This window comes from Enterobacter sp. Lyrl_3, from assembly GCF_051948675.1.
Classification (GTDB): Bacteria; Pseudomonadota; Gammaproteobacteria; order Enterobacterales; family Enterobacteriaceae; genus Enterobacter; species Enterobacter cloacae.
Window position 1 is genome coordinate 817,031 of the sequence record NZ_JAYJLI010000001.1, and the last position, 26,139, is coordinate 843,169.

At 54.1% G+C, this 26,139-nt stretch carries 26 protein-coding genes; 8 read left to right on the top strand and 18 right to left on the bottom strand.

The window, feature by feature from the left end; genetic code table 11:
* Positions 1 to 39 precede the first annotated feature (39 nt).
* The 6 genes from nuoF to lrhA all read right to left on the bottom strand — a co-directional run bounded on the left by nuoF (position 40) and on the right by lrhA (position 6,468).
* Positions 40 to 1,377, bottom strand: a complete 1,338-nt coding sequence (gene nuoF / locus VF709_RS04040) for an NADH-quinone oxidoreductase subunit NuoF (protein WP_003861487.1) — start codon at positions 1,375 to 1,377, stop codon at positions 40 to 42.
* Positions 1,374 to 1,874 carry an NADH-quinone oxidoreductase subunit NuoE gene (gene nuoE, locus VF709_RS04045; protein ID WP_003861486.1) on the bottom strand — a complete coding sequence of 167 codons (501 nt, stop codon included), beginning with the start codon at positions 1,872 to 1,874 and terminating at the stop codon, positions 1,374 to 1,376. The genes nuoF and nuoE overlap by 4 nt, the downstream gene beginning before the upstream one ends.
* Before the next feature lie 2 nt (positions 1,875 to 1,876).
* Complete coding sequence (gene nuoC / locus VF709_RS04050; RefSeq protein WP_013098106.1) at positions 1,877 to 3,679, bottom strand: NADH-quinone oxidoreductase subunit C/D; 1,803 nt, start codon at positions 3,677 to 3,679, stop codon at positions 1,877 to 1,879.
* Between the two features lie 89 nt (positions 3,680 to 3,768).
* Positions 3,769 to 4,443, bottom strand: a complete 675-nt coding sequence (nuoB, locus tag VF709_RS04055; protein ID WP_003861482.1) for an NADH-quinone oxidoreductase subunit NuoB — start codon at positions 4,441 to 4,443, stop codon at positions 3,769 to 3,771.
* A 15-nt stretch (positions 4,444 to 4,458) separates the two neighbouring features.
* Positions 4,459 to 4,899, bottom strand: a complete 441-nt coding sequence (gene nuoA / locus VF709_RS04060; RefSeq protein WP_014171000.1) for an NADH-quinone oxidoreductase subunit NuoA — start codon at positions 4,897 to 4,899, stop codon at positions 4,459 to 4,461.
* A gap of 630 nt (positions 4,900 to 5,529) precedes the next feature.
* Positions 5,530 to 6,468 carry a transcriptional regulator LrhA gene (lrhA, locus tag VF709_RS04065; protein ID WP_029881734.1) on the bottom strand — a complete coding sequence of 313 codons (939 nt, stop codon included), beginning with the start codon at positions 6,466 to 6,468 and terminating at the stop codon, positions 5,530 to 5,532.
* 946 nt (positions 6,469 to 7,414) lie between these two features.
* Between lrhA and alaA the strand changes: the two genes are divergently transcribed.
* Together alaA and yfbR are read left to right on the top strand one after the other, a co-directional pair.
* Positions 7,415 to 8,629 carry an alanine transaminase AlaA gene (alaA, locus tag VF709_RS04070; RefSeq protein ID WP_013098109.1) on the top strand — a complete coding sequence of 405 codons (1,215 nt, stop codon included), beginning with the start codon at positions 7,415 to 7,417 and terminating at the stop codon, positions 8,627 to 8,629.
* Positions 8,630 to 8,746: 117 nt separating this feature from the next.
* Positions 8,747 to 9,346 (top strand): 5'-deoxynucleotidase, encoded by a 600-nt coding sequence (yfbR, locus tag VF709_RS04075; RefSeq protein WP_038420264.1) that lies wholly within the window; start codon positions 8,747 to 8,749, stop codon positions 9,344 to 9,346.
* A gap of 53 nt (positions 9,347 to 9,399) precedes the next feature.
* On the opposite strand, the gene VF709_RS04080 is transcribed toward yfbR, so the two are convergent.
* From VF709_RS04080 to yfbV, 4 genes are all read right to left on the bottom strand, one after another.
* Positions 9,400 to 11,232 carry an SLC13 family permease gene (locus VF709_RS04080; RefSeq protein ID WP_040022374.1) on the bottom strand — a complete coding sequence of 611 codons (1,833 nt, stop codon included), beginning with the start codon at positions 11,230 to 11,232 and terminating at the stop codon, positions 9,400 to 9,402.
* A gap of 75 nt (positions 11,233 to 11,307) precedes the next feature.
* Positions 11,308 to 11,967 carry a sugar phosphatase gene (locus VF709_RS04085; RefSeq protein ID WP_040022372.1) on the bottom strand — a complete coding sequence of 220 codons (660 nt, stop codon included), beginning with the start codon at positions 11,965 to 11,967 and terminating at the stop codon, positions 11,308 to 11,310.
* A gap of 11 nt (positions 11,968 to 11,978) precedes the next feature.
* Positions 11,979 to 12,473 (bottom strand): YfbU family protein, encoded by a 495-nt coding sequence (locus tag VF709_RS04090; RefSeq protein WP_440230939.1) that lies wholly within the window; start codon positions 12,471 to 12,473, stop codon positions 11,979 to 11,981.
* 92 nt (positions 12,474 to 12,565) lie between these two features.
* Positions 12,566 to 13,021 carry a terminus macrodomain insulation protein YfbV gene (gene yfbV / locus VF709_RS04095; RefSeq protein WP_020690637.1) on the bottom strand — a complete coding sequence of 152 codons (456 nt, stop codon included), beginning with the start codon at positions 13,019 to 13,021 and terminating at the stop codon, positions 12,566 to 12,568.
* A gap of 336 nt (positions 13,022 to 13,357) precedes the next feature.
* On the opposite strand from yfbV, the gene ackA reads away from it, so the two are divergent.
* Both ackA and pta read left to right on the top strand, forming a co-directional pair.
* Positions 13,358 to 14,560, top strand: a complete 1,203-nt coding sequence (ackA, locus tag VF709_RS04100) for an acetate kinase (RefSeq protein ID WP_013098115.1) — start codon at positions 13,358 to 13,360, stop codon at positions 14,558 to 14,560.
* A 76-nt stretch (positions 14,561 to 14,636) separates the two neighbouring features.
* Complete coding sequence (gene pta / locus VF709_RS04105; protein WP_013098116.1) at positions 14,637 to 16,778, top strand: phosphate acetyltransferase; 2,142 nt, start codon at positions 14,637 to 14,639, stop codon at positions 16,776 to 16,778.
* 115 nt (positions 16,779 to 16,893) lie between these two features.
* Here the strand turns inward: pta and VF709_RS04110 are convergent, their stop codons facing one another.
* The 5 genes from VF709_RS04110 to VF709_RS04130 form a co-directional block, all read right to left on the bottom strand.
* Complete coding sequence (locus tag VF709_RS04110; protein ID WP_013098117.1) at positions 16,894 to 17,847, bottom strand: transketolase family protein; 954 nt, start codon at positions 17,845 to 17,847, stop codon at positions 16,894 to 16,896.
* A complete protein-coding gene (locus tag VF709_RS04115; protein WP_029881737.1) occupies positions 17,840 to 18,670 on the bottom strand; it encodes a transketolase in 831 nt (276 codons plus the stop codon). The genes VF709_RS04110 and VF709_RS04115 overlap by 8 nt, the downstream gene beginning before the upstream one ends.
* Positions 18,667 to 20,058: a PTS ascorbate transporter subunit IIC gene (locus VF709_RS04120; RefSeq protein ID WP_023622509.1), complete on the bottom strand. Its 1,392-nt coding sequence runs from the start codon at positions 20,056 to 20,058 to the stop codon at positions 18,667 to 18,669. Before VF709_RS04120 ends, VF709_RS04115 begins: the two co-directional genes overlap by 4 nt.
* A 21-nt stretch (positions 20,059 to 20,079) precedes the next feature.
* Positions 20,080 to 20,352, bottom strand: coding sequence for a PTS sugar transporter subunit IIB (locus VF709_RS04125; protein WP_013098120.1), 273 nt, complete (start codon positions 20,350 to 20,352; stop codon positions 20,080 to 20,082).
* 80 nt (positions 20,353 to 20,432) lie between these two features.
* Entirely contained in the window at positions 20,433 to 20,876 is a 444-nt protein-coding gene (locus VF709_RS04130; RefSeq protein WP_040022368.1) for a PTS sugar transporter subunit IIA, read from the bottom strand.
* A gap of 235 nt (positions 20,877 to 21,111) precedes the next feature.
* Here VF709_RS04130 and VF709_RS04135 point away from each other — a divergent pair, with 235 nt between their 5' ends.
* Positions 21,112 to 22,131, top strand: coding sequence for a LacI family DNA-binding transcriptional regulator (locus VF709_RS04135; protein WP_013098122.1), 1,020 nt, complete (start codon positions 21,112 to 21,114; stop codon positions 22,129 to 22,131).
* A 3-nt stretch (positions 22,132 to 22,134) separates the two neighbouring features.
* Here VF709_RS04135 and yfcD read toward each other — a convergent pair whose 3' ends face one another.
* From yfcD to yfcF, 3 genes are read right to left on the bottom strand one after another with little or no spacing between them, the layout of a single operon-like run.
* The gene (gene yfcD / locus VF709_RS04140) at positions 22,135 to 22,689 is read right to left on the bottom strand and encodes an NUDIX hydrolase YfcD (protein WP_013098123.1); all 555 of its coding nucleotides are present in this window, start codon (positions 22,687 to 22,689) and stop codon (positions 22,135 to 22,137) included.
* Positions 22,690 to 22,744: 55 nt separating this feature from the next.
* A complete protein-coding gene (yfcE, locus tag VF709_RS04145) occupies positions 22,745 to 23,296 on the bottom strand; it encodes a phosphodiesterase (RefSeq protein ID WP_013098124.1) in 552 nt (183 codons plus the stop codon).
* Between the two features lie 56 nt (positions 23,297 to 23,352).
* Positions 23,353 to 23,997, bottom strand: coding sequence for a glutathione transferase (yfcF, locus tag VF709_RS04150; protein WP_013098125.1), 645 nt, complete (start codon positions 23,995 to 23,997; stop codon positions 23,353 to 23,355).
* Positions 23,998 to 24,137: 140 nt separating this feature from the next.
* On the opposite strand from yfcF, the gene yfcG reads away from it, so the two are divergent.
* From yfcG to VF709_RS04165, 3 genes are all read left to right on the top strand, one after another.
* Complete coding sequence (gene yfcG, locus VF709_RS04155) at positions 24,138 to 24,767, top strand: GSH-dependent disulfide bond oxidoreductase (RefSeq protein ID WP_023621684.1); 630 nt, start codon at positions 24,138 to 24,140, stop codon at positions 24,765 to 24,767.
* 75 nt (positions 24,768 to 24,842) lie between these two features.
* Positions 24,843 to 25,211: a dihydroneopterin triphosphate 2'-epimerase gene (gene folX, locus VF709_RS04160; protein WP_013098127.1), complete on the top strand. Its 369-nt coding sequence runs from the start codon at positions 24,843 to 24,845 to the stop codon at positions 25,209 to 25,211.
* A gap of 13 nt (positions 25,212 to 25,224) precedes the next feature.
* Positions 25,225 to 26,118 (top strand): TIGR01777 family oxidoreductase, encoded by an 894-nt coding sequence (locus VF709_RS04165; protein ID WP_013098128.1) that lies wholly within the window; start codon positions 25,225 to 25,227, stop codon positions 26,116 to 26,118.
* The last annotated feature ends 21 nt before the right edge of the window (positions 26,119 to 26,139 follow it).

Genomic DNA, 26,139 nt, shown 5'->3' on the forward strand with positions numbered 1-26,139 from the left:
TGTCTCGAATTGCTTCGAGCGTTAATCAAAATTCTGTTTTTACCAGCGTGCTTTCAGCAGGTTCGGCTGAATACCATTGATTGAATGGGTATTGCTGAACGGCTGCTTGATGCCTGCTTCGAATTCGTCGCGGAAATATTTAATCGCGCTCTGCAGCGGCTCGACGGCACCCGGTGCGTGGGCACAGAAGGTTTTGCCCGGCCCTAAGAATCGACACAGTTGCTCAAGTGTCTCGATATCACCAGGCTGGCCTTCGCCGCGTTCGATAGCACGCAGGATCTTCACGCTCCACGGCAGACCGTCACGGCACGGTGTACACCAGCCGCAGGACTCACGGGCGAAGAACTCTTCCAGGTTACGCACCAGCGAGACCATGCCGATCTCGTGGTCGACGGCCATCGCCAGCGCCGTACCCAGACGGCTGCCTGCTTTACCAATGCTTTCGAACTCCATCGGCAGATCAAGGTGGGCTTCGGTCAGGAAGTCTGTCCCTGCCCCACCCGGCTGCCAGGCTTTAAATTTCAGGCCATCGCGCATGCCACCGGCGTAGTCTTCAAGAATTTCGCGGGCGGTGGTACCGAACGGCAGTTCCCAGACGCCAGGGTTTTTCACGCGGCCGGAGAAGCCCATCAGCTTGGTACCGGCATCTTTGCTTGAGGAGATGCCCTGATACCACTCCACGCCGTTGGCGAGGATAGCCGGAACGTTACACAGGGTTTCGACGTTGTTCACACAGGTCGGTTTACCCCACACACCGGAGCTTGCCGGGAACGGCGGCTTGGAACGCGGGTTCGCACGGCGGCCTTCCAGGGAGTTAATCAGCGCGGTCTCTTCACCGCAGATATAACGCCCTGCACCGGTGTGCACGAACAGCTCGAAGTCAAACCCGGTGCCGAGAATGTTTTTGCCAAGCAGGCCCGCTTCGGTCGCTTCGGCAATCGCGCGACGCAGGTTTTCCGCCGCTTCGATGTACTCACCGCGCAGGAAGATGTAACCACGGTACGCTTTCAGCGCGAACGCGGAGATCAACATGCCTTCCACCAGTAGGTGCGGCAGTTGCTCCATCAGCAGACGGTCTTTATAGGTACCCGGCTCCATTTCATCCGCGTTACACAGCAGGTAACGGATGTTCATGGATTCATCTTTTGGCATCAGGCTCCACTTCAGACCGGTGGAGAAGCCCGCGCCGCCGCGGCCTTTCAGACCCGACTCTTTCACCGCATTAACGATGTCGTCTGGCGCCATGCCGCCCAGGGCTTTACGCGCCCCGGCATAGCCGTTTTTGCTCTGGTATTCGTCGAGCCATACCGGCTGTTTGTCATCGCGCAGACGCCAGGTCAGCGGATGTGTCTCAGCAGTACGAATTACAGTTTTCATTTGTACTGCTCCAGCAGGTCAGGAATGGCTTCCGGCGTCAGATGGCTGTGAGTATCCTCATCAATCATCATGGTCGGCCCCTTGTCGCAGTTACCCAGGCAGCAGGTTGGCAGCAGAGTAAAGCGACCATCGAACGTGGTCTGGCCCGGCTTGATATTGAGTTTTTTCTCAATCGCAGCCTGAATGCCCTGATAACCGGTAATGTGGCAGACAACGCTGTCACAGTAGCGGATCACATGGCGGCCCACCGGCTGACGGAAGATCTGGCTGTAGAACGTGGCTACGCCTTCTACGTCACTGGCCGGGATACCCAGCACTTCTGCGATCGCATAGATCGCCCCATCCGGCACCCAACCACGCTGTTTCTGTACGATTTTCAGCGCTTCAATGGACGCCGCACGCGGGTCTTCGTAGTGGTGCATCTCGTGCTCAATGGCGGCACGCTCTGCTTCACTCAGCTCAAAAGCCTCGGTTTGTGGTTGTTGATTCTCGTGCATAATTAGCGGTCCACATCTGACATAACAAAATCGATACTACCCAGATACACAATCAGGTCGGAGACCAGACTGCCGCGGATGGCGGACGGGATCTGCTGCAGGTGCGCAAAGCTCGGCGTACGCACGCGGGTACGGTAGCTCATGGTGCTGCCGTCACTGGTCAGGTAGTAACTGTTAATACCCTTGGTCGCTTCGATCATCTGGAAGGATTCTTGTGCCGGCATGACCGGGCCCCAGGAAACCTGCAGGAAGTGGGTGATCAGGGTTTCGATATGTTGCAGCGTGCGCTCTTTCGGTGGCGGCGTCGTCAGCGGGTGATCCGCCTTGAACGGGCCTTCCGGCATGTTGTTGAGGCACTGCTCAAGGATGCGCAGACTCTGGCGCAGCTCTTCTACTTTCAGCATCACGCGGGTATAGCAGTCGGAAACACCGCCGCCAACCGGGACTTCAAAGTCGAAGTTCTCATAGCCAGAGTAAGGACGCGCTTTACGCACGTCGAAATCAATACCGGTCGCACGCAGGCCAGCACCGGTGGTCCCCCACTCCAGCGCCTCTTTCGCGCCGTAGGCAGCAACGCCCTGGGAACGGCCTTTCAGGATGGAGTTACGCAGCGCGGCTTTCTCATACGAGGCCAGACGTTTCGGCATCCAGTCAAGGAATTCACGCAGCAGACGGTCCCAGCCGCGCGGCAGATCGTGTGCCACACCGCCGATACGGAACCAGGCCGGGTGCATACGGAAACCGGTAATCGCTTCCACCAGATCGTAAATTTTCTGACGGTCGGTAAAGGCGAAGAAGACCGGGGTCATCGCGCCAACGTCCTGAATGAACGTGGAGATGTACAGCAGATGGCTATTAATACGGAACAGTTCTGACAGCATAACGCGAATCACGTTAACGCGATCCGGCACAGTGATGCCTGCCAGTTTCTCAACGGCCAGCACATAAGGCATTTCGTTTACGCAGCCGCCGAGGTACTCGATACGGTCGGTATACGGAATGTAACTGTGCCAGGACTGACGCTCGCCCATTTTCTCAGCACCACGGTGGTGGTAACCGATATCCGGAACGCAGTCGACAATCTCTTCGCCATCAAGCTGAAGAATAATACGGAATGCACCGTGCGCAGACGGGTGGTTTGGACCGAGGTTGAGGAACATGAAGTCCTCGTTTTCGGTACCGCGCTTCATGCCCCAGTCTTCCGGCTTGAAGGTCAGCGCTTCCATCTCCAGATCCTGCTTGGCTTTGGTCAGCTCAAACGGATCGAATTCAGTCGCACGTGCCGGGTAGTCTTTACGCAGCGGGTGGCCGGTCCAGGTCTGCGGCATCATGATTCGCGTCAGATGCGGGTGGCCGTCGAAGGTCATACCGAACATTTCCCAGGTTTCACGCTCGTACCAGTTGGCGTTCGGGAAAAGTTTGGTGAGCGTCGGCAGATGCATGTCGTTTTCAGACAATGCCACCTTGAGCATGATATCCGTATTGCGGTCTATTGAGATCAGGTGGTAGAAAACGGAGAAATCCGCAGCAGGGAGACCCTGGCGGTGCGTGCGCAGACGTTCATCCATGCCGTGTAAGTCAAACAGCATGACGTAAGGTTTTGGCAATTTCTTGAGGAAATCGACAACTTCCAGCAATTGTTCACGCTTCACCCAAACAACGGGTACCCCGGTGCGGGTCGCCTGAACAGTAAAGGCATCCGGCCCAAAACGGTTGCGCAGTTCGCCAATGACGGGGTCATCCAGATGATCCCGGGTCTGCCAGGCGGCTTCTTGCGCGGTTAAGTCGGTCATATTGTTCACCATTGCAAATGGTCCGTGGTGACTGTTAAGCCTGGCTTCGCGCTATTTGAGTAGTGATATGCGAAGGTGTTCTCCAGGCCCACAGGCGCAAATTAAATTTCGTCAGGCGTACGCAGGTTGGTGACGGCAATACGTTCACCACGTTTACGCTCGCGCTCAGACTGCATGTTCGCGCGATAGACACCCTGATCGCCAACAACCCACGACAGCGGGCGGCGTTCTTTACCGATAGACTCCTGCAGCAGCATCAGCGCTTGCATGTAAGCTTCCGGACGTGGCGGGCAACCGGGGATGTATACATCCACTGGAATAAACTTATCTACGCCCTGCACAACGGAATAAATGTCGTACATACCGCCAGAGTTTGCACATGCGCCCATGGAGATAACCCATTTTGGCTCCAGCATCTGGTCATAAAGACGCTGAATAACCGGTGCCATCTTGGTAAAGCACGTACCGGCCACCACCATCAGGTCAGCCTGACGTGGGGATGCACGCAGTACCTCTGCCCCAAAACGCGCAACGTCATGCACCGCAGTGAATGACGTCACCATTTCAACGTAGCAGCAGGAAAGGCCAAAGTTGTATGGCCAGATGGAGTTCTTACGACCCCAGTTGACCATATCGTGCATGGCATGTTCGAGCTTGCCCATGTACACGCTTTTATTGACTTCTTGCTCCAGGGGGTCGGTTACGATCTCCTGTTTTTGCAGGGGGTAACGGTCATTCTCACCGTTAGGATCTATGCGGGTGAGCGTATAATCCATCTTATTGCCTCGCTGTTACTGCTGACGATTAGAGATACTGTTTTCCGGGTTGATGTGTTCACGACGTGAACGCGCAGGCGTCCAGTCAAGCGCGCCAATACGCACCAGATAAACCAGACCGGCCAGTAGCACTAAAATGAAAATTGCGGCCTCGACAAAGCCTACCCAACCACTTTCGCGGATGGAGGTCGACCATGCGAAAAGGTAAAGCGCTTCCACGTCAAAGATGACGAAGAACATGGCTACCAGATAGAACTTGGCAGACAGGCGTAAGCGAGCGGAACCTACTGAATCAATACCTGATTCGAAAGGGGTGTTTTTGTGCCTTGCGCGGGCGCGACCGCCCAGGAACCAGCCGCCGACTAACATCAGGCAGCACAGGCCAATGGCTACAATAAGAAAGATTGCGAATGCCCAGTGATGAGCGATGACTTCTGTGGATGTTGACATACTCATTGCTTACTCATCAAAAGTGATACCAACGACACTGCTCTTGCTGGCAGATGGGCATCACATCGATTCATGGGGAGGAACAAATAACCTTACACTAACTGTCAGAAATGAGACGTAGACAGCAAAATGATGGGGTTTTTTACTCCTTTCTATAACCTATTGTCAACTTTAACAAAGGTTTCTTCACATTAAATTACATCGAGCGATTCTCATTAACATTTGGTGCCCTTTAACCCTGGTGGTTACCTGACTTTTCGTCAAATGCATGTTGTTGAATCGTGTCCGTTTTGGAAGTAAAAAAAATAACCCTCCTATTTTGACAGGATTTGCCAACGATTCCTCCCCCTAAATGGGAGTATTTTCTTGATCTGAGACACGCTTTTGTTAATTCAACCAGTAAAACGGCAACATCTTTCCTGTTTTATTAACATGCCTGGCGCGGGAAGGAAGTGAGAAAAGAATTTGTTCAGACTTTAATCAACTGTATTTTACTCATTGATAATTAAGAACTCTTTTCATTTAACTCGCTTTAGCGGAGAGAATTTGTGCAAAAAAAAAGCCACTCCATGCGAAAATCGCGCGAGTGGCATTTTTTTACACTTACATTTTGTTACCAGAATTTTGAGCTCTCGATCACTCAAAGTCACCTTCAACGATCAGGGAGTCATCCCCCCCTTCGTGGGTAACATGCTCGAACTGCCACGGGTTATGGTAGTTCTCCATTGCTTCGAACACCACTTTCGCCAACTCGTTGTTACTGGACGTGTTGTGGCACAGCAGATACTCCGTATCCGGCAGCGGAGGGAGTCCATCGGATTTTCCCAGCACCCGCAGATCCGGGCTCATCATCTCCACCGGACGCGCCGTTACGCCAAGGCCGGCTTTGACCGCTGCGCGAACGGCAGGCAATGTGGAGGCCACATACGCCAGTCGCCACGGAATGTTGGCCTCGTTGAGCGCCGCCAGCACCATATCGCGGAATGGGCTCGGATCGTCCAGTAAGACCAGAGGAACCGGCTCGCCTTGCTGAAGCACATATTCCGCCGCGCAATACCAATGCGTAGGAGACGTTCGCAGCGTCAGGCAATTAAATTGGCCGGGACGATGCGTGGTGACCACGAGGTCAACCTCGTTCTCTTTTAACATCTCAATCATAAAAGCATTACGCTTCACGCTAACATCCAGCGCAAGCTTCGGATAAACCGAACTGATTCGATTAAGAAGGAACGGCAATATAGTATCCGCTGACTCATCAGATGCACCTAACGTTAGCACACCCTGAAGGTTGCTAAACATTAATGACATACATGCTTCGTCATTAAAGCGAAGTATTTTCCTGGCATAACCCAGTAGCTGAATACCGTGTTCCGTTAAGAGCTTATTACGGCCATGACGGGCAAAAAGCTCTTTACCAACCAGTTGTTCCAGACGCTGCATTTGCTGACTGACGGCGGACTGGGTTCGGCAAACTGCGGCAGCAGCTGCTGCAAAAGTGTTGAGGTCTGCGACCGCAACAAACGTTCTCAGCAGATCGAGGTCGAGATTCATTATCGGACGATTTGCATTTATCATATCTATTCACTTTCAGGTTGCTCGTGCGGAGCTGCCCGGGTTGAAGCTGTGTGTAACAGTTAAGCAATTCCTTCTGGAGTTTTCCCTCGCATCCCGGCCCGGCAGACTGCCTGACAGATAGTTATTGTGCTGCTTTAGTGTATATATCAACAGTCAGAAAGCACGTTTCATGACGTTATTTTTATTCTCTTAAACGTTCAGGATATTTAGATGATCGCAGGTTAATGTAAATTACATTAAAGGTATGACACCTTTTCTGCCATCTTTATCGCAGCGCTGTCAACGTTGCAGGTTGTGCTTTGCACACGCCAGCCAGAGATAACTCCAACAATAACAATCAATTAATTCAGAAAATCAGGGCAAGATATACAAATCACATACGTCTTTCCTCTGCTTTCCTTAAAGACATCTTAACTCAAATCCACTTTATTTATAAGTCTTATCGCAATATTCAGGATTAAAGGTTGTTGTTAGGCTTCTAAACTAATTTTATTAAAATTAACTAAAGTTGCATTTTGTAGGTTAATAATAAATAAATTTTAATTTAGATTAAGGCCAATCATTAATAACACTTAACATTAATTTCACATGAGCAACTTTTAACCAAAGCCTGCTATTACAGCGTGATCTATTGAAGCACTCAGATTTTACGAAAAGTCACTCAGGTAAACTTCCGCCTTAACCCTGGCCGCTATTTTATTTTTAATAGCACAATATGCAACAAAGATTAAAATTAACAGCACAATTAACCTAATAAAACGCTTTCATGCATAACTTTAGACCAGAAAATTTCAACGCAGGCAGCGAAAGAGATTCACCAGAAGTTTTTCTATTGCACAAAATCTTCTTCTGTTTACCCTTCAAAACGAAGCGAGGGGGGAGTACATTGTTCCGTGCTGACTTCCACGGCAGGGAGCGGCAATAATAGCGAAAAGGTTAAAGGTTCATGTCCCCTATCGAAAAATCCAGCAAGCTAGATAACGTCTGTTACGACATCCGTGGCCCGGTTCTCAAAGAGGCAAAACGCCTGGAAGAAGAAGGCAATAAGGTTCTGAAACTCAACATTGGTAACCCTGCGCCGTTTGGTTTTGAAGCGCCGGACGAAATCCTGGTTGATGTGATCCGCAACCTGCCTACTGCACAAGGCTATTGTGATTCAAAAGGACTCTACTCCGCACGCAAAGCCATTATGCAGCACTACCAGGCACGCGGTATGCGTGACGTTACCGTTGAGGATATTTATATCGGCAACGGCGTCTCTGAGCTGATCGTGCAGGCCATGCAGGCATTGCTGAACAGCGGCGACGAAATGCTGGTACCCGCCCCGGATTACCCGCTGTGGACGGCGGCCGTATCACTCTCAAGCGGTAAGGCGGTGCACTATCTCTGCGACGAATCCTCTGACTGGTTCCCGGACCTCGATGATATTCGTGCAAAAATCACCCCGCGTACGCGCGGCATCGTGATTATTAACCCGAACAACCCGACGGGTGCCGTCTACTCTAAAGCGCTGCTGATGGAGATCGTGGAGATCGCCCGTCAGCATAACCTGATCATCTTCGCTGATGAAATTTACGACAAGATCCTGTATGACGCCGCGCAGCACCACTCTATCGCCGCGCTGGCGCCAGACCTGCTGACCGTCACCTTTAACGGCCTGTCTAAAACTTACCGTGTGGCCGGTTTCCGCCAGGGCTGGATGGTCCTGAACGGTCCGAAAAAACATGCGAAAGGTTACATTGAAGGGCTGGAGATGCTGGCTTCCATGCGTTTGTGTGCCAACGTTCCGGCTCAGCACGCGATCCAGACGGCGCTGGGCGGTTATCAGAGCATCAGCGAGTTCATCGTGCCCGGCGGCCGCCTGTACGAACAGCGTAACCGCGCCTGGGAGCTGATCAACGACATCCCTGGCGTCTCATGCGTGAAGCCTAACGGTGCGCTTTACATGTTCCCGAAAATCGACGCGAAGCGCTTCAACATTCACGATGACCAAAAAATGGTGCTTGATTTCCTGCTGCAGGAAAAAGTGCTGCTGGTTCAGGGCACGGCCTTTAACTGGCCATGGCCGGATCACGTTCGTATCGTGACGTTGCCGCGCGAAGACGACCTCGAAATGGCCATCAGCCGCTTCGGGCGATTCCTCTCCGGCTACCACCAGTAACACAATCATTCTGCCGGGTGGCGCTACGCTAACCCGGCCTTCAAAATCCGCAAATTTGCATCTTCCCTCCCCTCCCCGCACAATGAAGTCTGTCGCAGTGAAGACAAAAGGTAACCTATGAGTCAGAGTCATTTTTTTGCCCACCTCTCCCGCCTGAAACTCATCAACCGCTGGCCTTTGATGCGCAATGTGCGCACCGAAAATGTCTCAGAACATAGTCTGCAGGTTGCAATGGTCGCGCATGCCCTTGCGGCCATTAAAAACCGCAAATTCAACGGTCAGGTCAATGCGGAACGTATCGCGCTGCTGGCGATGTATCACGATGCGTCCGAAGTGCTGACCGGGGATCTCCCCACGCCGGTGAAATACTTCAACTCGCAGATTGCACAGGAATATAAGGCCATTGAGAAGATTGCCCAGCAGAAACTGATTGAGATGGTCCCGGAAGAGCTACGTGACGTCTTTGAGCCGCTGATTGACGAACATCAGTATACGGAAGAGGAAAAGTCACTGGTGAAGCAGGCGGACGCGCTGTGTGCCTATCTGAAATGTCTGGAAGAGTTGTCCGCGGGGAATAACGAATTTTTACTGGCCAAAACGCGTCTGGAGAAGACGCTGGACTCCCGCCGCAGCGAAGAGATGGATTATTTTATGCAGGTGTTTGTGCCGAGCTTCCATTTATCGCTGGATGAGATCAGCCAGGATTCTCCGTTGTAATTTTTCGCCGGGTGGCGGCTTCGCCTTACCCGGCCAACGTTTCTGCGCTCACGCTAAAACGGGAATAACACCGGAATCAGCACCACACATACCAGCATCACCAGTATGGTGAACGGTACGCCAATCTTCACGAAATCGCTAAAGCGGTAATTCCCCGGCCCCAGTACCAGCGTGTTAACCGGCGAAGAGACCGGCGTCATAAACGCCGCAGAGGCCGCCATCGCCACCATCATCGCAAAGGGGTACGGCGACACGCCCATCGATTTCGCCATCGCCAGTGCAATAGGCGCCATCAGCACCGCCGTGGCGGTATTGGAAATGAACAGCCCTATCGTGGCGCACATCACGAACAGGCACACCATCATCATATATGGACCGTATCCCCCACCGATGTCCATGAGCCCTTTAACCACTAAATCCACCCCACCAGTTTTTTGCAGGGCAAGGGCGAATGGCATCATCCCGACAATCAAAATGATGCTTGGCCAGTGAATTGCTTTATAGGCGCTCTCGGCATCAATACAGCGAAACTTGCCCATTAACAGGCAGGCAATAATCGCCGCCACCGGGTTCGGGATCTCGTCGGTGAGCATTAGTGCCACCATCAGCACCAGACAAAAAATGGCGTGAGGCGCCTGGCTGTGGGCCGGAGAGGCATCGCTCTCCTCAACGGGCATGTTGAGTACCACAAAATCGCGGCCTTTTTGGCCGAGCTGGCTGATAAGCTTCCAGTTACCCACCACGAGAAAAATATCGCCCAGCAGGATGGGCTCATCCACCACTGCCCCTTCCATCGCCACGCCATCACGCTTCAGGCCGACGACATTAAGGCCGTAGCGGGTACGGAACCCCATTTCACGCACGGTTTTGCCCAACAATTCCGATTCCGGGATCAGCGACACTTCCGCCATGCCCACATCCAGCGCCTGGTCGGAGAAATACTCTCCGCGTAGCACCATCGGCTCCAGCAGCTGCTCACTGCAAAACTCACGCAGATCGACCTCTGCGGTGGACATATCGATCAGCAGAACGTCACGCGCCCGGAATTCGGACACCCCGTTCACGTTGACGATGACCCGACGAAAGCGACGCCAGCGCTCCACGCCGATCACGTTCGCGCCATACCGTTCGCGCAGCTTCAGGTCATCCAGGCGCTGGCCGACCATTGGCGAACCGGGACGAATGGCCAGACGGCGGGCGCGGCCGGCCAGACGGTACTGTTTGATCAGATCGCGGAAGGTGCGTCGTTTCCAGCCATCTTTAGTTTTATCTTGCTTCTCGCCTTTCAGGGCGAAGCGAGTCAGCAGCATATACACCACACCCATCAACAAAATGACCAGCCCAAGCGGGGTGACGCTGAAGAAGCTAAAGCCCTCCAGCCCTTCACGTATCAGCTCGCTGTTGACCACCAGGTTTGGCGGCGTGGCCACCAGGGTCATCATACCGCTGATGAGCCCGGCAAAGCTCAGGGGCATCATCAGGCGCGACGGTGAGGTTTGCATCCGCATGGAGACGCTCAACACCACCGGGATAAAGATGGCAACGACGCCCGTCGAGCTCATAAAGGCTCCCAGCCCGGCGACCGTAAGCATGAGGTAGATCAGCATTTTGGTTTCGCTGTTGCCGGCCACCCTCACCAGCCATGCCCCCACGAGTGTCGCCACGCCAGTGCGCACCAGCCCGTCGCCGATAATAAACAGCGCGGCAATCAGAATGACGTTGGGATCGCTAAACCCCGAGAAGGCTTCCGGCAGCGTGAGCGTACCGCTCAGCGCAAACGCAACGATAACAAACAAAGCGACGGCATCCATGCGCACTTTGCCTGTAGCAAACAGAATGATGGCGATTAAAAGCAGGCTGAGCACCCAAATCAGTTCACCGTTCACAACATGTCCTTGTCAGAGAGAGATGCGAAATTGTGCCATAAAAAAGCCCCAGCAGCGTGGGGCTAAATCATGGGATTACATTTTTAGCGAGACGGTTACAATACCGTCTGGCGCCTTAGCGATATCAAGCGCGGTCAGCGTATTGAGCACAAAGTCCGCCTCGTCCAGACGGGGAGAATCGGCCGGAACGTTGACGGCAATAACGTGGCTGCCGGCGTTCAATCCGGCCAGCACGCCCGCTGCCGCATCTTCCACCACCACGCACTCCGCCGGGGGGATGCCCAGCAGTTCTGCACCCAGCAAAAAGGCATCAGGTTCCGGTTTGCCGCGTTTTACGCGCTCAGCGGTAATGAACACGTCCGGCGTGGGTAAACCCGCCGCCTTATGACGAGCGTGAGCCACGGGAACCGAGCCGGAGGTGACAATGGCCCACGGAATTTGCGCTTCATTCAAATGCTCAAGCAGTTCACGAGCACCGGGTAACGCAGTAATGCCGTCCGTATCAGTGGCTTCAATGTGTTCCAGATATTTAAACTCTGCCTGAATTTCGTCCTCAGAGCGTCCCGCCAGAAAATGGCGGAGCGAGGTTATGGCCTGTTTGCCGTGGATAAAATTCAGCACGTCCTGATGGTCGATGCCATGTCTGTCCGCCCAATGGCACCATGAACGCTCTACAACCGGTAGCGAATCCACCAGCGTACCGTCCAGATCAAACAGAAAACCTCTACACTGCACACGCACCTCCGTCAGGCATTAGTGATTTGTTGAATTTCGTTGCTGCTTAAGTGGTACTGGCGCGGGCAGGCGTGCCATGCGCTCAGCATGCGCTGGTATTTTTCCCACATAGGGGTCTGCGCGTTAAAGCCGTGGGTGCCCGCATCAAAGTGCGTATAACGCCCTTCTGTATTCACCATAAAGCGGACATAGCTCAGATAGCGCGCTTCCGTTGCGGCATCAAAGCCTAAGAAAGTGACGCGGCGCTCGTCAATGGACTGCTGATCTTTCAGGTTGGTCCAGGACACGTGAAGCGCGTGGTACATCTCCATAATGTCGATCACGATGCGGCAGGTTTCTTCTTTCAGCTCGCCAAACTCGCGGTCCAGTTCACGCATCTGCAAACCAAAGCCGCGTTCGACGATGGTCTGCAGGCGGCTGTAGCGCTCAGCGTTATCGGGATCAAGCATAGTCATCATTTTGTACTGGTTGGACAAAATCAGACGTTGAGCATGGGTCATTTCCATCTTTCGACTCCTGTAGCGCATGGCACTTGAAAAAAAAGACACGGTAACGGTGTGTTACTGTGCCTTCTTTTATTAGTCGTTTCGATGATCAATCACAAATCATCGAGGAATGTTTTATCAAGTTGCTTAAAAGCTCGCTTAAGCGTGTCAGCCAGCGCCTGATAATCGGGCTTGCCTTCAACCGGAGCGAGCGCCTGACCGGCTTCTTCCAGTTTCCCGCGAACGTCATAAAACCAGTGTAAAATAGAAGGCGGCAGAGGTGTGATTGAACGCTTACCTAACCACCACAGCCCCTGCATCGGCAGGCTCAACGCAAAAAGCGCCGTCGCCACGGCAGGGCCGAGCTGTCCGCCCAGCGCAATTTGCCAGCAGAGGGTAAAAATAGCGACAGGAGGCATGAAGCGAATCGCGTAGCGCGTGGCGCGGATTGTGCGATTCTCAATGAACATGGGCGCAAGGCGTTTTTCCATCGGCCACGTCTTCGCGTAATGCTGTCCCCGACGAAACAGACTAAAAAAATTCACGGACGGGATCTCAGGTGTCGACATGGCATACCTCAACTTCACATATAAAAATTAAAATTTTCGTGCAAAACCACAACAAGCTATGACAACGTTCAAAATATTTTGTCATCACTACCCCGTATCGGGTATCCTGTGCCAGCCTGATAGGGCCGTAGACGAGAATCGTTAACTCGTCAAATTATCGCATATTATGCCATTGTCTGAAAAATGTTCAAAATGGCTTAAAATCATAGGTATTTCTTCCATCCTGCCAGAATGTTCGTTTGGCATGATGTTAATCATAAATGTCTGGGTCAGCATGCGTTACGCTTTTAGACTCTTTGACGTTTTTTTAGCCACGTATCAATTATAGGTACTTCCATGTCGAGTAAGTTAGTACTGGTTCTGAACTGCGGTAGCTCCTCACTGAAATTCGCCATCATCGATGCGCTCAACGGTGACGAGTACCTCTCTGGTTTGGCCGAATGTTTCCATCTGCCTGAAGCACGTATCAAGTGGAAGATGGACGGCAGCAAACAAGAAGCGGCTTTAGGTGCAGGCGCCGCTCACAGTGAAGCGCTGAACTTTATCGTTAACACTATTCTGGCACAAAAACCAGAACTGTCTGCTCAGCTGACTGCGATTGGTCACCGTATCGTCCATGGTGGCGAGAAATACACCAGTTCCGTCGTGATTGACGACTCTGTTATCCAGGGCATCAAAGACTCTGCATCTTTTGCACCGCTGCACAATCCGGCGCACCTGATCGGTATCGCTGAAGCGCTGAAATCCTTCCCTAATCTGAAAGACAAAAACGTGGCCGTGTTTGACACCGCGTTCCATCAGACCATGCCGGAAGAGTCTTACCTCTATGCCCTGCCATACAGCCTCTACAAAGAGCACGGTGTTCGTCGCTATGGCGCGCACGGCACCAGCCACTTCTATGTGACTCAGGAAGCGGCAAAAGTGCTGAACAAACCGGTTGAAGAAGTGAACATCATCACCTGCCACCTGGGCAACGGTGGTTCCGTTTCTGCAATCCGCAACGGTAAATGTGTTGATACCTCCATGGGTCTGACCCCGCTGGAAGGTCTGGTGATGGGTACGCGTTCCGGTGACATCGACCCGGCGATTATCTTCCACCTGCACGACACCCTGGGCATGAGCGTTGACCAGATCAACAAAATGCTGACCAAAGAGTCTGGCCTGCTGGGTCTGACCGAAGTCACCAGCGACTGCCGTTACGTTGAAGACAACTACGCAGAGAAAGAAGACGCTAAACGTGCAATGGACGTTTACTGCCACCGTCTGGCGAAATACATCGGCTCTTACACTGCGCTGATGGATGGCCGTCTTGACGCTGTTGTCTTCACCGGTGGTATCGGTGAGAACGCGGCAATGGTTCGCGAACTGTCCCTGGGCAAACTGGGCGTTCTGGGCTTTGAGGTTGATCACGAGCGTAACCTGGCTGCCCGCTTCGGCAAGTCTGGCTTCATCAACAAAGAAGGCACCCGCCCTGCTCTCGTTATCCCAACAAACGAAGAGCTGGTCATCGCGCAAGACGCGCACCGTCTGACTGCTTGATTCCACACCGCCAGCTCTGCTGGCGGTGCTGTTTTGTCACCCGCCACAATCAGGCGGTAACGAAAGAGGATAAACCGTGTCCCGTACTATTATGCTGATCCCTACCGGAACCAGCGTCGGCCTGACCAGCGTCAGCCTTGGCGTGATCCGTGCTATGGAACGCAAAGGCGTTCGTCTGAGCGTCTTTAAGCCAATCGCCCAGCCACGTGCCGGTGGCGATGCGCCAGACCAGACCACCACCATCGTTCGTAAGAACTCCAATCTGCCAGCGGCCGAACCGCTGAAGATGAACCACGTTGAATCTCTGCTCTCCAGCAACCAGAAAGACGTGCTGATGGAAGAGATCATCGCCAACTACCACGCCAATACAAAAGACGCGGAAGTGGTGCTGGTTGAAGGCCTGGTTCCGACCCGCAAACACCAGTTTGCCCAGTCGCTGAACTTCGAAATTGCGAAAACCCTGAACGCCGAGATCGTCTTTGTGATGTCTCAGGGCACAGATACCCCAGAGCAGCTGAAAGAGCGTATCGAACTGACCCGCAGCAGCTTCGGTGGTACTAAAAACACCAACATCACGGGCGTTATCGTCAACAAACTGAATGCGCCGGTGGATGAGCAGGGCCGTACGCGTCCTGACCTGTCTGAGATCTTCGACGACTCTTCCAAAGCGAAAGTCATTAAAGTTGACCCGGCTAAACTGCAGGAATCCAGCCCGCTGCCGGTTCTGGGCGCGGTGCCGTGGAGCTTCGATCTGATTGCCACCCGTGCCATCGATATGGCGCGTCACCTGAACGCCACCGTGATCAACGAAGGCGACATCAATACCCGCCGCGTGAAATCCGTGACCTTCTGCGCCCGCAGCATTCCGCATATGCTGGAGCACTTCCGTGCTGGTTCCCTGCTGGTGACCTCCGCAGACCGTCCAGACGTGCTGGTTGCTGCCTGCCTGGCCGCGATGAATGGCGTAGAAATCGGCGCTATCCTGCTGACCGGTGCTTACGAGATGGATCCACGCGTCAGCAAGCTGTGCGAACGCGCGTTCGCGACTGGCCTGCCGGTATTCATGGTCAACACCAACACCTGGCAGACCTCCCTGAGCCTGCAGAGCTTCAACCTGGAAGTGCCGGTTGATGACCACGAGCGTATCGAGAAAGTTCAGGAATACGTTGCAAGCTACATCAACGCAGACTGGATCGAATCCCTGACCGCAACCTCCGAGCGCAGCCGTCGTCTGTCTCCTCCGGCCTTCCGTTACCAGCTGACCGAGCTGGCGCGTAAAGCGGGCAAACGTGTTGTTCTGCCAGAAGGCGACGAACCACGTACCGTGAAAGCGGCAGCTATCTGTGCAGAGCGCGGCATCGCGACCTGTGTGCTGCTGGGTAACCCGGATGAGATTAACCGCGTTGCGGCATCCCAGGGCGTTGAGCTGGGTGCTGGCATCGAAATCGTTGATCCAGAAGTGGTTCGCGAAAGCTACGTTGCCCGTCTGGTCGAACTGCGTAAGAACAAAGGCATGACCGAAGCCGTTGCGCGTGAGCAGCTGGAAGACAACGTGGTGCTGGGTACGCTGATGCTGGAGCAGGACGAAGTTGACGGTCTGGTGTCCGGTGCAGTTCACACTACCGCGAACACCATCCGCCCACCGCTGCAGCTGATCAAAACGGCTCCAGGCAGCTCTCTGGTTTCCTCCGTGTTCTTCATGCTGCTGCCTGAACAGGTTTACGTTTACGGCGACTGTGCGATCAACCCGGATCCAACCGCAGAGCAGCTGGCTGAAATCGCAATCCAGTCCGCGGACTCCGCGATTGCCTTCGGTATCGAACCACGCGTCGCGATGCTTTCCTACTCTACCGGCACTTCTGGTGCAGGTAGCGACGTAGAGAAAGTGCGTGAAGCGACCCGTATTGCACAGGAAAAACGCCCTGATCTGATGATCGACGGCCCGCTGCAGTACGATGCCGCAGTTATGGCTGACGTTGCGAAATCCAAAGCGCCAAACTCCCCGGTTGCAGGTCGCGCTACCGTGTTCATCTTCCCGGATCTGAACACCGGTAACACCACCTACAAAGCGGTACAGCGTTCAGCAGACCTGATCTCCATCGGGCCAATGCTGCAGGGTATGCGCAAACCTGTGAACGACCTGTCCCGTGGCGCGCTGGTAGACGATATCGTCTACACCATCGCGCTGACGGCGATCCAGTCTTCGCAGCAGCAGTAAATAAGGTCTTGCCGGATGGCGCTAGCGCTTATCCGGCCTACAGGACCGTAGGCCCGGTAAGCGCTAGCGCCACCGGGCAACAAAAAGGCGACCACTCACGGGTCGCCTTTTTTATTTACAGCAACTCTCGCGCCGCTGAAACAATGTCATGCGCCGTCAGGCCATACTCCTTCTGCAGGAAGTCCTGCGTCCCTACCTGGCCATAACGCTCCTTCACCCCCACGCGACGCATCGGCACCGGGCAGGTCTCCACCAGCACTTCCGCCACCGCCGAGCCCAGCCCGTTGTGAATGCTATGGTTTTCGCAGGTCACGATCCGCCCGGTTTTCTCGGCGTAGTTTTTCACCAGCATCCGGTCGATGGGCTTCAGGGTAAACATGTCTATCACTGCCGCGCTAACGCCCTCCTGCTCAAGCTGACGGGCCGCTTCCAGCGCTTCGGCCACCATAATGCCATTGGCAATCAGGGTAATGTCGCTTCCTTCGCGCAGCACATTGCCTTTGCCGATGGTAAACGTTGAACCCGGGGCATACACGCTCGGCGCCTGCTTACGGATAGTACGTACCCAGTAGAACCCGTCGAGGTCGATAAGCTGGCGCAGTATGTCTTCAAACATCACCGCGTCGGTCACCTCCAGCACTACCGAATGCGCCAGACCGCGCACAATGCCCATATCCTCGAACGACATATGCGTCCCGCCGTTATGGCAGGCCGTCACGCCCGCATCCGAGGCAATGACCTTCACGTTATTTCGTTGGTAGTCCAGGGACATAAACAGCTGGTCGAAGCAGCGACGGCTGGCAAAGGCGGTAAAGGTATGAACAAACGGCTTGCGGCCGGTGAGTGACAGCCCGGCCGCGGTACCGATCACGTTGGCCTCCATAATGCCGCAGTTGATCACATGTTGCGGATAATCGCGCGCCACGCCGTCCATCGCCATTGAGCTCATCAGATCCGCTTCCAGGGCGATGATCTCGCTGCCGGCTTCAATCTGTTTTGCCACAAAGCCCGCGTAGATCTTACGCATCTCTATGGCATCTTTCTGTCCTGCAGGTGCAACCTTAATCATGAGTTACCTCCAGCTGGCGGATCGCCTCGTCGAGGGCCGCTTTGCTCTCCGGGGTCAATCGCAGATGGTGCGAATTACCCAGCTGTTCCAGATACGCCACTCCCTGTCCTTTGATGCTGTCGAGGATCACCACCCGCGGACGCGCATCCGCTGGCGGAACCGGTGCAGTGACCTTCAGCAGTGCCGGGATGTCATCTCCTTTCACCGTCACCACGTCAAAACCAAAGGCGCGGAATTTCCCTTCCAGATCGAACGCGCAGATGATCTCATCCAGCTCGCCATCAAGCTGTTGTTTATTCCAGTCCACAAACACCGTCAGGTTGTTAAGACGATGGTGGGCAATAAACTGGAACGCTTCCCAGCACTGCCCTTCGTTCAGCTCGCCGTCACCGACGATGCAAAAGACCCGATTTGACCGCCCGGCCAGCTTATGCGACAGCGCCATGCCGCCCGCGATGGAGATCCCCTGGCCAAGCGAACCGGTCGTGGCATCCACACCGCGTGTTTTTAGCCGGTCCGGATGGCTTGGCAGGCGTGTGCCATTCTGGTTAAGCGTGCTCAGCTCTTCCATCGGGAAATAGCCCTTAATCGCCAGCGTACTGTACAGGGCCGGTCCCGCATGGCCCTTCGACAGAACAAAGTAGTCTCGTTCTGGCCAGTCCGGGTCTGCCGGGTCAATTTTCATTACCGCGCCGTACAGTACGGCCAGGGTTTCGACGACCGACATACTGCCGCCGTAGTGACCAAATCCCAGCTGCGTCAGCGATTTCAGGGTCTCGAGTCGAATTTGACGCGCGAGTTCGGTTATCTCATTCTCATTCATGATTTGGCTCCGGTGTTTTCCTGCGCATTACCACCCGCAGATTTGTTTTTCGCGAACACGTTGTACGCCACCAGCAGCGCGAACAACGCAACGACAAGCCCGGTGATGGCCAGCGGTGACAGGAAGCGCGCCAGGTTGCCAAGCACAATCCCGACGGCGCCGAAATCAGCGTCCGAGAAAGTGGTATTGGCAAAGCCAATGGCTCCCAGTACAGGCAGCAGCAGCACCGGCAGGAAGGTGATTAAGAGCCCGTTGGCAAAGGCGCCAATCATTGCCCCGCGACGTCCACCGGTGGCGTTACCAAACACGCCCGCGGTTGCGCCGGTGAAGAAGTGCGGCACCACGCCCGGCAGGATCAGCACCCAGTTAAACTGGCCGCAGATAATTAACCCCACAATTCCCCCGAGGAAGCTGAACAGGAAGCCAATCAGCACCGCGTTGGGCGCATACGGATAGACCACCGGGCAGTCCAGGGCCGGACGCGCATTGGGCACCAGTTTTTCTGAGAAGCCGGTAAAGGCCGGGACGATTTCTGCCAGAATCAGGCGTACACCCTGCAGGATGATGAACACCCCTGCGGCGAAGGTGATTGCCATGATAATGGCGTAGACCAGGTAGTTCTGACCGCCGCTGAAGGTCGCCTCGACGTATTCACGCCCGGCGCTCACCGCCATGATCAGGTAGATAATCATCATGGTCAGAGAGATGGAGATCGAGCTGTCACGCAGGAAGCTCAGGTTCTTCGGCAGGTTCATCTCTTCGGTTGAACGTGAACCTTTGCCGACCTTACTGCCAATCCAGCCGGACAGCACGTAGCCCAGGGTGCCGAAATGGCCGAAAGCAATATCATCGTTGCCGGTAATGCGCTTCATGTAACGCTGCGCAATCGCCGGGAAGAAGGCCATGACCAGCCCGAGGATCAGCGACCCCGTAAAGACCAGACCGACCCCTTCAAAGCCCGCAACCGTGAGGATAACCCCAATCATGCACGCCATGTAGAACGTGTGGTGTCCGGTCAGGAAGATATACTTCAGACGGGTAAAGCGGGCGACGAGAATATTGGCCACCATCCCAAACGCCATAATCAGCGCAGTCGAGGCCCCATATTTTTCCAGCGCAATGGAAACAATCGCTTCATTATTGGGAATAATGCCCTGAATATTAAAGGCGTGTTCAAACATACCGCCTAATGGATTTAAAGACCCCACCAGCACGGTGGCGCCACCGCCCAGCACAATAAACCCGAGAATAGTTTTAATGGTCCCTTTTACAACGTCAGAAAAGGCTTTTTTCTGCGCAACGAGACCAATTAAGGCAATCAGGCCTACCAGCACGGAAGGGACTTTTAAAATATCGACAACGAAATTCAGCGTTTCAAGGATAAACATATCCACCTCGCCTTATCAGGGTTATTGTCTTTCGAACCAGGCACGCAGCTGCGCTTCAAGTTCGTTGATATCGATGATGTTGTTGATCACCACCAACTGGTTTTCCGGCACGCTGGCGCTGGAGGCAATATCTTTCGCCATCACGAAAAGATCGGCCGCACCGGGCGTGGCTGAAGAGAGATCGGAGTGCTCAACCTCGGCGTCAATGTCCAGCTTCTTAAGCACTTTTTTAATATTCATTTCGACCATAAAACTACTGCCCAGGCCAGAACCGCATATAGCCATGATTTTCATTGTTGTCCCCTTTTTTGCGTAGAGTATGTCCCATCACGCTTGCGCGTAATGTGTGTGACGAGTCGGATTAAATAATTAAATCAGAAGCGGTCGATTATCTTTTTTATTTCCTCCAGGGTATTCGCCTGATGTAATTCTGCCATATCCTCATCGCTTGAAAATAATTCAGCCAGCGCGGAGATCATTTCGATATGGCTGTGTTTATCCGGTGCCGCCAGCATAACGATCACATCGACGGGATCAAATTCGCCTGCACCGAATGAAACGCCCTTCCTGAGTTTTAATAATGAGAGGCCCAGTCCTTTTGCCCCCTCTTCCGGCCGCGCATGCGGCATGGCCAGCCCTGGTGCCAGCACATAATAGGGTCCTAAAGTGTGGTGCTGCTCAATGATGGCCGTTACGTATCCCGGCGCAATGACCTGCAGCTCCAGCAACGGTTTCGCGCATATCTCCAGCGCCTGCGGCCAACTCTCAACGCTATCCTGCAGCGTGATGGTTGTATCATATATCCACTTTTTGAGCATTTTCCCTCCCGACATCGCGCTAAAGATGAACAAACTTTATTCAACGCATAACGAATTGGCTGCGATCGGGATCACAAAGATAGCGCTACCAAGATCTAACATTCAGAAGTGTGATAGCGCTATCAAATTAACATCCTGGCGCGAAATCACAGCAAAAAAAGGGATTTAAGGCGTATACTGCCTGTCACGTGAAGCGAAGGATGAAATGAGTGGCGTCCTGTCAGCAGGAAGGTGTATGTCTCTAACCCGAAAACGGCGCAGTACCGGTAAAGTGACACTTGCCGATGTCGCACAGCTTGCCGGTGTGGGCACAATGACCGTGTCCCGTGCTCTCCGCACGCCTGAACAGGTTTCCGATAAACTGCGAGAAAAAATAGAAGCCGCGGTACAAGAGTTAGGCTATATGCCGAATCTTGCAGCCAGTGCGCTGGCTTCGGCCTCGTCATGGACGATCGCGATGGTCGTCCCCAATCTTTCCGAAGCCGGTTGTTCAGAAATGTTCGCCGGGCTCCAGCAGGTGTTACAGCCCGCCGGCTATCAGATCATGCTGGCCGAATCCCAGCATCGCCTTGAACAGGAAGAGAAATTGCTGGAAACGCTGCTGGCGTCAAATATCGCCGCAGCGATTTTGCTCAGCGTCGAACATACTGACACCGTGCGTCACTGGCTAAAAAACGCCTCGATTCCGGTGATGGAGATGGGCGCCATGCGCGCCGATCCTATCGATATGAATATCGGGATTGATAACGTCGCGGCCATGTATGAACTCACGGAAATGGTCATCAAACGCGGCTACCAGAACATCGGCCTGCTGTGTGCCAACCAGGAGCAGTGGATTTTCCAGCAGCATTTGCAGGGCTGGTACAAAGCGATGCTGCGCCACCATATGTCGCCTAACCGGGTGATTAACGCCGCCATGCCGCCGAGCTTTTCGACGGGGGCCGCACAACTTCCTGAATTTCTGCTGGCGTGGCCGGAGCTGGATGCGCTGGTTTGCGTCTCAGATGAACTGGCCTGTGGCGCGCTGTACGAGTGCCAGCGCAGGCGTATCAAGGTGCCGGACGATCTGGCCGTGGTCGGGTTTGGCGACAGCGACGTCAGCCGTGTCTGTCAGCCGCCGCTGACGACGATGGCAGTACCCCATCGTAAGATTGGTATTGAAGCGGGACGTGCATTGCTGGAACGTCTGAATGACGGAGACTGGCGCGATCAGAAACCCATCGCATCCAGTCTGTGTCTGAGGGAGAGCTGCTAAAGCTTATTCGGCCTCTTCTTCTTTCTCAGATTTGGTCGATTCGTTTTTGGCGTTGCGGGTCATCCACAGCGCCAGCGCTTTTAACGAATCCGGCGTGAACTCGTCACAACGCGCGGTGATCTCTTCCGGCGTCATCCAGCTCACTTCGCTTACTTCTTCTTCCTGCAGGGCGAACGGCCCGTGGGAAACGCAGCTAAACAGCCCGCCCCAGACACGGCAATGTTCGTCTTCGAAATAGAACTGCCCATGTTCGGCAAACGGTACGCCCGCAATGCCTAACTCTTCTTCCGCTTCACGGCGTGCGGAATCCAGCAGGACCTCATCCGCCTGAACGACACCGCCCGCAGTGGCATCCAGCATACCAGGGAGAAAATCTTTGGTGTCCGTGCGGCGTTGAACCAAAATTTTGCCCATGCCGTCATGAACAACAATATACGTCGCACGATGACGCAGGCGTTCAGCGCGCATTTGTTCGCGGCTGGCCTGCGCGATCACTTCATTCTCTTCGTTGACAATGTCAACCCACTCTGTACTTGCCAAATGACTCTGCTCCACCATCGGGAAACCTTCTCGTCTAAGCGCTCTTACGGCGCGTTTACAGTTGAGGTGTAACTTACGGATTAATCGCTACCTGTGCAATAACTTGCTGATCATTAAGTGCGATAACGCTTAACGTATGCTCATCAAGCATGCCATAGCTCGCCGGGTATCCGCCTTTCGGGATGCTGACCGAACCTGGGTTGAAGTGATAAATCTCCCCGCGTTTTTCTGCTACCGGAATATGAGTATGGCCGTAAACCAGGACATCGCCAGCGGCCAGCGCCGGGAGATTATCCGGGCTAAAAAGATGACCATGGGTGAGGAACAGACGGCATTTTTCCAGCAGCACCTGTTGCCACGGAGCGGTCATGGGGAAGTGCAGCAGCATCTGGTCCACTTCGCTGTCGCAGTTACCGCGCACGGCAATAATGCGCGAGGCATAGGGGTTGAGTTTTTCCGCCACCTGCGCAGGGGCATAGCCTTCCGGCAATGCGTTACGTGGGCCATGGTTCAACACGTCACCCAGAATAACCAGCCACTGCGCCCCACTTTGTGCGAACAGGGAAAGAACGCGCTCGGTCGCGGGCAGCGATCCATGGATATCCGACGCAAACATCAGTTTCATCAGTCACTCCTCAGAAAAACAGACTGCCCTTATCATACCTTAAGCGCCAGGGCTTATCAGCCGACGCGCTTAGCGGAGAGTGCCACATAGCGCTGCACCGACGCACGTTGCCACTGGAAAGTGGCGTAATCCACCAGCAGCTGGGGAACGTCATCGCCGTTAAGGATCAAGCGGTTCAGCATCAGCGCCAGGTCGGTATCGGCAATACACCATTCGCCAAACAGGTTCGGGTTACCGTGGGCCAGCAGCGAGGTGGCGGTGTCAATCAGCTTTTGCGCGCTCTGCGCCCCCTCAGTACTCAGGGCGGGCTTTTTCACACCCGCAAATACCACATCCGTGGAGCGTTCAACGCGAATCGGCACCAAATCGCTGCGTAGCCACGCCTGGATTTGCCGTGCCCGGGCCCGCTTTTGCAGATCGTGAGGATAAATACGCTCCCACTCTGGTGGCGCGAACCGATCTTCCAGGTATTCATCGATCGCAGACGATTCGCTCAGGGCGAAACCATCAATGTCCAGTACCGGCACGCGCCGGGTCAGATCGTAACCCTGCCACTGCGGTTTCAGATGTTCACCGCCGTCCAGATCAACGGTTTTCAGGCTAAATGACAGCCCTTTTTCCGCCAGCGCCACGTACACGCTCATGACATAGGGTGAAAAGAATTGGGCATCGGACCACAACGTGATTACAGGCTGGTTCATAACATCCTCATCGGCTGATCGATATTCCCTCAACATATAGTCTCTTTACGCCGCTGTCACTTGATGAAAACTCACGATTTTGCACAACCACCTATACTGATTGGTCATGGCATTACACTTCACACTGACAGGAGTTGAGAATGATCGACCTTTATTACGCCCCTACTCCAAACGGCCATAAGATCACCCTCTTTCTTGAAGAAGCCGAGCTGGAATACAGGATCATCCGCGTGGATATCAGCAAAGGCGATCAGTTCAGGCCTCTCTTTCTGGCCATCTCACCGAACAACAAAATCCCGGCCATCATCGATAACCTGCCAGCTGATGGCGGCAAACCGTTGAGCCTGTTTGAATCCGGGGAGATTTTGCTCTATCTGGCGGAGAAAACCGGCAAACTGCTGAGCGGGGAACTGCGCGAGCGTCACCACACGCTACAGTGGCTGTTCTGGCAGACAAGCGGCCTGGGCCCAATGCTGGGGCAGAACCACCACTTTACCGCTTACGCGCCACAACCCATCCCGTATGCGATAGAGCGCTATCAGGTGGAAACGCAGCGGCTGTACGGCGTACTGAACCGTCGGCTGGAGAAATCACCGTGGCTCGGGGGCGATCATTACAGTATCGCCGATATCGCCTGCTGGCCGTGGGTGAATACCCATGAACGTCACCGTATTGATTTAGCCTCTTACCCGGCGGTTAACAACTGGTTTGAACGTATCCGCACCCGCCCGGCGACCGAGCGTGCGATGAAAAAAATCCAGGAGATTTAGGCCTGCGCCCGGTTGGGCGCGTGTCAGGCTCTCATGTATTATGGGGAGGAAATACTGACACGGAGAAGACCTGCAATGTCGCAGCATGACGCTATTATTCGTATAAAAAATTTACGCTTACGTACTTTTATCGGTATCAAAGACGAGGAGATCGCCAACCGTCAGGATATCGTGATTAATGTGGTTATCCACTATCCGGCAGACAAGGCGAGAGGCAGTGAAGATATCAATGACGCGCTGAACTATCGCACGATTACGAAAAGCATCATTCAGTACGTGGAAAATAACCGCTTCTCTCTGCTGGAAAAATTAACTCAGGATGTGCTCGACATCGCACGCGAACATCACTGGGTCACTTATGCTGAAGTAGAGATCGATAAACTTCACGCCCTGCGTTATGCCGACTCCGTCTCCATGACGTTAAGCTGGCAGCGCCGGGCGTAAACCTGGAGGTTGTATGAAGATTCTGCTGACCGGCGGTACAGGCCTGATTGGCCGTCATCTCATTGCGCGCCTGCAGGCGTTACATCACGACATTACCGTGGTAACGCGCAGCCCTGAGAAAGCGCGCCAGGTGCTGGGTGCCGGTATCGACATCTGGAAAAATCTGGCTGACCGGCAGAATCTGGACGGCTTTGACGCCGTCATCAACCTGGCCGGTGAACCCATCGCCGACAAACGCTGGACGGAAGAGCAAAAACAGCTGTTATGCAGCAGCCGCTGGAACATCACCGAAAAGCTGGTCGAGCTCATCCGTAACAGCCATACCCCGCCATCGGTACTGATTTCCGGTTCTGCGGTAGGCTATTACGGCGATCTCGGTGAGGTGGTCGTGACCGAAGAAGAGCCGCCGCACAACGAGTTTACCCATAAGCTCTGCGCCCAGTGGGAACGTATTGCCTGTGCTGCCCAGAGCGATAATACCCGCGTGTGCCTGCTGCGTACCGGCGTCGTTCTCGCGCCGAAAGGCGGCATTCTGGCGAAAATGCTTCCTCCGTTCCGGCTCGGACTGGGCGGCCCCATCGGTAATGGCCGTCAGTATCTGCCGTGGATCCACATCGACGATATGGTCAACGGCATTCTCTGGCTGCTGGATAACGATCTGCGTGGGCCGTTCAATATGGTTGCGCCGTACCCGGTGCGTAACGAGCAGTTTGCCCACGCGCTGGGCCATGCTCTGCATCGCCCGGCGATTTTACGCGTGCCCGCAACGGTGATTCGCCTGATGATGGGTGAAGCGTCTGTGCTGGTGTTGGGCGGGCAGCGCGCGCTGCCTAAACGACTCGAAGCGGCCGGGTTTGCGTTTCGCTGGTATGACTTAGAAGAGGCGTTGAGGGATGTGGTGGGATGAATATGTTACATTTGTACGCCA

Excerpts from the sequence above, each read along its gene's own strand:
- nuoF (WP_003861487.1), bottom strand. The coding sequence starts at position 1,377 with ATGAAAACTGTAATTCGTACTGCTGAGACACATCCGCTGACCTGGCGT.
- nuoE (WP_003861486.1), bottom strand. The coding sequence starts at position 1,874 with ATGCACGAGAATCAACAACCACAAACCGAGGCTTTTGAGCTGAGTGAA.
- nuoC (WP_013098106.1), bottom strand. The coding sequence starts at position 3,679 with ATGGTGAACAATATGACCGACTTAACCGCGCAAGAAGCCGCCTGGCAG.
- nuoB (WP_003861482.1), bottom strand. The coding sequence starts at position 4,443 with ATGGATTATACGCTCACCCGCATAGATCCTAACGGTGAGAATGACCGT.
- nuoA (WP_014171000.1), bottom strand. The coding sequence starts at position 4,899 with ATGAGTATGTCAACATCCACAGAAGTCATCGCTCATCACTGGGCATTC.
- lrhA (WP_029881734.1), bottom strand. The coding sequence starts at position 6,468 with ATGATAAATGCAAATCGTCCGATAATGAATCTCGACCTCGATCTGCTG.
- alaA (WP_013098109.1), top strand. The coding sequence starts at position 7,415 with ATGTCCCCTATCGAAAAATCCAGCAAGCTAGATAACGTCTGTTACGAC.
- yfbR (WP_038420264.1), top strand. The coding sequence starts at position 8,747 with ATGAGTCAGAGTCATTTTTTTGCCCACCTCTCCCGCCTGAAACTCATC.
- VF709_RS04090 (WP_440230939.1), bottom strand. The coding sequence starts at position 12,473 with ATGGAAATGACCCATGCTCAACGTCTGATTTTGTCCAACCAGTACAAA.
- yfbV (WP_020690637.1), bottom strand. The coding sequence starts at position 13,021 with ATGTCGACACCTGAGATCCCGTCCGTGAATTTTTTTAGTCTGTTTCGT.
- ackA (WP_013098115.1), top strand. The coding sequence starts at position 13,358 with ATGTCGAGTAAGTTAGTACTGGTTCTGAACTGCGGTAGCTCCTCACTG.
- VF709_RS04110 (WP_013098117.1), bottom strand. The coding sequence starts at position 17,847 with ATGATTAAGGTTGCACCTGCAGGACAGAAAGATGCCATAGAGATGCGT.
- VF709_RS04115 (WP_029881737.1), bottom strand. The coding sequence starts at position 18,670 with ATGAATGAGAATGAGATAACCGAACTCGCGCGTCAAATTCGACTCGAG.
- VF709_RS04120 (WP_023622509.1), bottom strand. The coding sequence starts at position 20,058 with ATGTTTATCCTTGAAACGCTGAATTTCGTTGTCGATATTTTAAAAGTC.
- VF709_RS04125 (WP_013098120.1), bottom strand. The coding sequence starts at position 20,352 with ATGAAAATCATGGCTATATGCGGTTCTGGCCTGGGCAGTAGTTTTATG.
- VF709_RS04130 (WP_040022368.1), bottom strand. The coding sequence starts at position 20,876 with ATGCTCAAAAAGTGGATATATGATACAACCATCACGCTGCAGGATAGC.
- VF709_RS04135 (WP_013098122.1), top strand. The coding sequence starts at position 21,112 with ATGTCTCTAACCCGAAAACGGCGCAGTACCGGTAAAGTGACACTTGCC.
- yfcD (WP_013098123.1), bottom strand. The coding sequence starts at position 22,689 with ATGGTGGAGCAGAGTCATTTGGCAAGTACAGAGTGGGTTGACATTGTC.
- yfcE (WP_013098124.1), bottom strand. The coding sequence starts at position 23,296 with ATGAAACTGATGTTTGCGTCGGATATCCATGGATCGCTGCCCGCGACC.
- yfcF (WP_013098125.1), bottom strand. The coding sequence starts at position 23,997 with ATGAACCAGCCTGTAATCACGTTGTGGTCCGATGCCCAATTCTTTTCA.
- yfcG (WP_023621684.1), top strand. The coding sequence starts at position 24,138 with ATGATCGACCTTTATTACGCCCCTACTCCAAACGGCCATAAGATCACC.
- folX (WP_013098127.1), top strand. The coding sequence starts at position 24,843 with ATGTCGCAGCATGACGCTATTATTCGTATAAAAAATTTACGCTTACGT.
- VF709_RS04165 (WP_013098128.1), top strand. The coding sequence starts at position 25,225 with ATGAAGATTCTGCTGACCGGCGGTACAGGCCTGATTGGCCGTCATCTC.